This window comes from Frankia gtarii (assembly GCF_025403375.1).
In the GTDB taxonomy this organism is placed as follows: Bacteria; Actinomycetota; Actinomycetes; order Frankiales; family Frankiaceae; genus Frankia; species Frankia gtarii.
Genome location: NZ_JAMPTM010000404.1, coordinates 1 through 4307 on the forward strand (window position 1 = coordinate 1; position 4307 = coordinate 4307).

The window sequence follows — 4307 nt, forward strand, 5'->3', positions numbered from 1 at the left end:
ACCCGCCGCCGGTGCCGCCGCCGCCTTCGCCGAGATCAGCGCCGCGGTCGTCCGGTCAGTCCTGGGCGAGTGGGCGGGGCCGACCCGGCTGCCCCCGATGGACGTGCCGGCCATCCTCCGCCGCCAGCTCGGCGACCGGCTCGCCCCCGGCAGCCCGCTGCACCGCCTCGCCGCCGCGCACCCCGGGCCCACCGTCACCACCGAAGGTGAAGATCATCCGCTGCCCAACCCGTTCGCGCTGGTGCGCGACGCAGGCCGCAGCGCCGGCGTGTGGCTACCCACGTTCGTCGGGCGCGCTCACGGAGACCTGCACGTCGAGAACATCCTCATCCCGACCGCCTGGCGGGACGCGGGCGCGGCCTTCCAGCTGATCGACCTGTCGCGCTACGCCCCCGACGCCGTGCTCACCCGCGACCCCACCCATCTCGTGCTGCACGTCCTCGCCCGAATGCTGGTCGAGCTGTCCCCCAACCAGCGCACCGCCACCATCGACCTGCTGCTCGACCCCGACCTCGACGGGGCGATCCTGCCCCAGTGGCTGTGGCTGTTCATCGGCCAGGTCCGCTCCGCCGGGGAGGAATGGGCGCGGGCGGCCGGCCTGGTCGAGCAGTGGCGCGACCAGCTGCCGCTGTCGCTGCTCGCCTGTGCCCTGACCTGCTACGGCCGGGCGTCGACCCGCGAGGAGGACCGCGGCTGGTTCCTGCGCCTCGCCGCCAACGCCGCCGCCGCCTTCCTCGACCAGCACAACCTCGACCAGCACAGCGTTCACAACCTCGACCAGCACAGCGTTGCGGAGCCCGCCCAGAAGCATTCCGGCTCCGAGCAGACCGGCCACGAGCGTTTCGACCCGGACTCTCACCCGGTGGACTCCGACCGGGAGCAGCGGCCCGACGCGAACGAGCCCGGCCACGCATCCCCCGAACCCGTGGTCGCCGACGGCGCGGATGGCTTCCCCGTCGACGTGGTCCTCTCCCATTCCCGCACCGATGCTGGATGGGCGAGCTGGATCGGTTGGCATCTCGAGGCGGCGGGATGGCACGTCCTGCCGTACCCCGACCTCGACGACCCGGGCGAGCGCTTCGACCCCGACGAACCCCCACGCCCCGACGAACGCGGCGAGCAGCCGATGGCCATCTCGCTGGCGGACGCGGTCGCGCAGGTGCCATGGACCCTCGTCGTGCTCTCCCCCGCCTACCTCGGCGAGGTGGCGGGCAGCGCCGAATGGCAGGAGGCCTTTCCGGCGGAAAGCGCCGCCTACGGCACCCGGCTGGTCACGATCCGGATCAAGCGCTGCGACCCGCCGGACTGGCTCGACCTCGTCGAATCGGTGGACCTCGTCGGCCTCGGCGAGGATGAGGCCCGCGCGACGCTCGTCGACCGATTGACGGCGCTGCGCGACGGCGACCGAACCGCCGGGCTCCCGCCGCGGTAGCCGCCCAGCCAGGGAGCCGCCCAGTCAGGGAGCCCCCCGGTCAGGGAGCCACCGCGGCCAGGTCAGCGACGTCCCGCGGCGGCGCGACGACCGCCAGGACCTGGTCGAGGCCGACGAGGTCGCCGGGGCGGACCAGCACCTCGGCGACGATGCCGGCCGCCGCTGCCGAGACGGGATGCTCCATCTTCATCGCCTCGACCACGACCAGCGACTGCCCGTCGATGACAGCCGTACCCGGCTCGACGAGGACGGCGATCACCGTTCCCGGCATGGGGCTACGTGCCTGGCCGCCGCGGACCGCGGCCGGATCCGCCCCGGCCACAGGAACCGCTTCGGCCAACTCCCAGGCCCGACCGTCCCGCCCCAGCCAGAGCAGCTCCCCGGCGGGGGACGAGCCCTGCGCGGCCGCGATCGGGACGCGGGGGCCGGCCGCGGAAAGGAGCTCCGCCAGGTCGTGGCCGCCCTCGGTCACCGCCCACGCGAACGCCCACCGGGTGGTGATCGAACCGATCGTGACCAGCAGGTCATCGCCGACCTGGCGCACCGACGCGGCGACCGGCGGCCCGTCGGCGAGGCGGATCCGCGCGGCGGCCGGCGTGCCGCGGACGCTGACCCGCACGGTCGCGGCCCGCGAGCGAAGCCCGGAACCGCCACCGGGTGCGGGTGCGGGTGCGGCCTCCTCGACGCCACCGCCGACGCTGTCCCCACCGGCAGCCGCACTGCCGGCCGGCGCGTCGTCGCCGGGGCCGTCGTCGCCGGGGCCGTCGTCGCCCGCCGAGCCGTCGCCACGCGCGGAGCCGGTGCCGCCGCCCGGGATCAGCACGTCCCAGCTCAGCCACGCGGGTTCGCCGGGCCGCCACCCGGACGGGATGTCCCAGGGGTCGACGAGCGGGCCGAGCGGCTGCAGCGCGAGCAGCCGGGCCAGAGCGTAGCCGAGGATGGCCTCGGCGGGCAGTTCGTCGGCGGTGAGCGCGGCGAGGTCGCGTTCGACCAGATCGGTGTCGAGCCGGCCGGCGACGACGTCGGGATGGCCGAGCAGCGCGCGCAGGAAACCGATGTTGGTGGTGACGCCGAGCAGGACGGTGGCGGCGAGCGCGGCGTCGAGCCGGGCGATCGCGGCCGGCCGGTCGGGCCCCCAGGCGACGATCTTGGCGAGCATCGGATCGTAAGCGGTGCCCACGGTGTCGCCTGCGGCGATGCCGGCGTCGACGCGGATGGCAGGCCCCGCGGGTTCACGGAAGGCGAGGATGTGCCCGCCGGTCGGCAGGAAACCGCGCGCGGGGTCCTCCGCGTACACCCGGGCCTCCACCGCGTGCCCGGCGAGGCGGACGTCGGCCTGACCGAACCGCAGCGGCTCCCCGGCCGCGATCCGGATCTGCTCGGCGACCAGATCCACCCCGGTGACCAGTTCGGTCACGGCGTGCTCCACCTGCAGGCGGGTGTTCATCTCCATGAAGTAGAACTCGTCGGGCGCGTCGGCGGACAGGATGAACTCGACCGTGCCGGCGCCGACGTAGCCGACGGCGCCGGCCACCGCGACCGCCGCGGCACCGAGCCGTTCCCGGGTGCGGGCGTCGAGCAGCGGCGACGGCGCCTCCTCGATGATCTTCTGATGGCGCCGCTGCAGGCTGCACTCGCGCTCCCCCAGGTGCAGCACGGTGCCGTGCGCGTCGGCGAGCACCTGCACCTCGACGTGGCGGGGCCGGGCGATGAGCCGCTCCACGAACAGGGCGTCGTCGTCGAAGGCAGCCGATGCCTCCCGGCGGGCCGAGACGAGGGCGGCGGCCATCTCCCCCGGCGCGCGCACGACCCGCATGCCCTTGCCGCCACCGCCGGCCGACGGCTTGACCAGGACCGGGTAGCCGAGCTGGCCCGCGGCCTCGGTGATCGCGGCGTCGGTCATGGCAGGCGACGACCGCCCCGGCACCACGGCCACGCCGACCTCGGCGACGGTCCGCCGCGCGACGATCTTGTCGCCCATCACCTCGACGGCGGCGGCCGGCGGGCCGATGAAGAACAGCCCGGCGGCCTCGCAGGCCCGGACGAAGGCCGCGTTCTCGGCGAGGAAACCGTAGCCGGGATGGATGGCCTGGGCACCGGCGACCTGCGCGGCCTCGAGCACGGCGTCGATGTCGAGGTAGCTTTCCCGGGCCGGCGTCGGCCCCAGGCGCACCGCGACGTCGGCCTCGCGGACGTGGCGGGCACCGGCGTCCGCGTCGGAGTAGACGGCGATCGAGCGGATGCCGAGGTCGCGCAGGGTGCGGATGATCCGGACGGCGATCTCGCCGCGGTTCGCGACGAGCACGGCCGAGAACGCCAGACCCGCCAGCCCGGCGTCCCGCCGGAGCGTGCCGGTTCCGATACCACCACCGGCATCAGCACCGGCAGCTCTCGGCTGGCCGGGCACATGATTGGAGGCGGAAAGGTCAGCGGCCGACACCCTTGATCCTCACGTCTGTTCTCCCCTCACCGCCGGCTGACCACGTCCCTCATCCACTCGTCGTCCCTCGCGTACCCCTTCACATCCGGAAAACGCCGTATCGGACCGGTTCCAGTGGGGCGTTGGCGGCCACCGACAGCCCCAGGCCCAGCACCATACGAGTGTCGGCCGGGTCGATGACCCCATCATCCCAGAGCCGGGCCGTCGAATAGTACGGGCTTCCCTGCTCCGCGTAACGGTCCAGGACCGGCGCGCGGAACGCGGCCTCGTCGGCGTCGCTCCAGTCGACGCCCGTCGCGGCGACCTGGTCGCGGCGGACGGTGGCGAGCACCGCCGCGGCCTGCTCCCCACCCATCACCGAGATCCGCGCGTTCGGCCACATCCACAGAAACCGCGGCGAATACGCCCGCCCACACATCGAGTAGTTCCCCGCAC

3 protein-coding genes are annotated in these 4307 nt (G+C 74.3%); 1 reads left to right on the forward strand and 2 read right to left on the reverse strand.

All coding sequences use genetic code 11. From position 1 onward, the window contains the following. Positions 1–1432, forward strand: a 1432-nt coding sequence (locus NBZ83_RS30360) for a toll/interleukin-1 receptor domain-containing protein (protein WP_261576332.1), incomplete at its 5' end; no start/stop codon positions are given. Positions 1433–1472: 40 nt separating this feature from the next. Here NBZ83_RS30360 and NBZ83_RS30365 read toward each other — a convergent pair. Both NBZ83_RS30365 and NBZ83_RS30370 read right to left on the reverse strand, forming a co-directional pair. Next, a complete protein-coding gene (locus NBZ83_RS30365) occupies positions 1473–3872 on the reverse strand; it encodes an ATP-binding protein (RefSeq protein WP_438803349.1) in 2400 nt (799 codons plus the stop codon). 79 nt (positions 3873–3951) lie between these two features. Further along, on the reverse strand, positions 3952–4307 hold a 356-nt coding region (locus tag NBZ83_RS30370; protein ID WP_308203405.1), incomplete at its 5' end, for a carboxyl transferase domain-containing protein.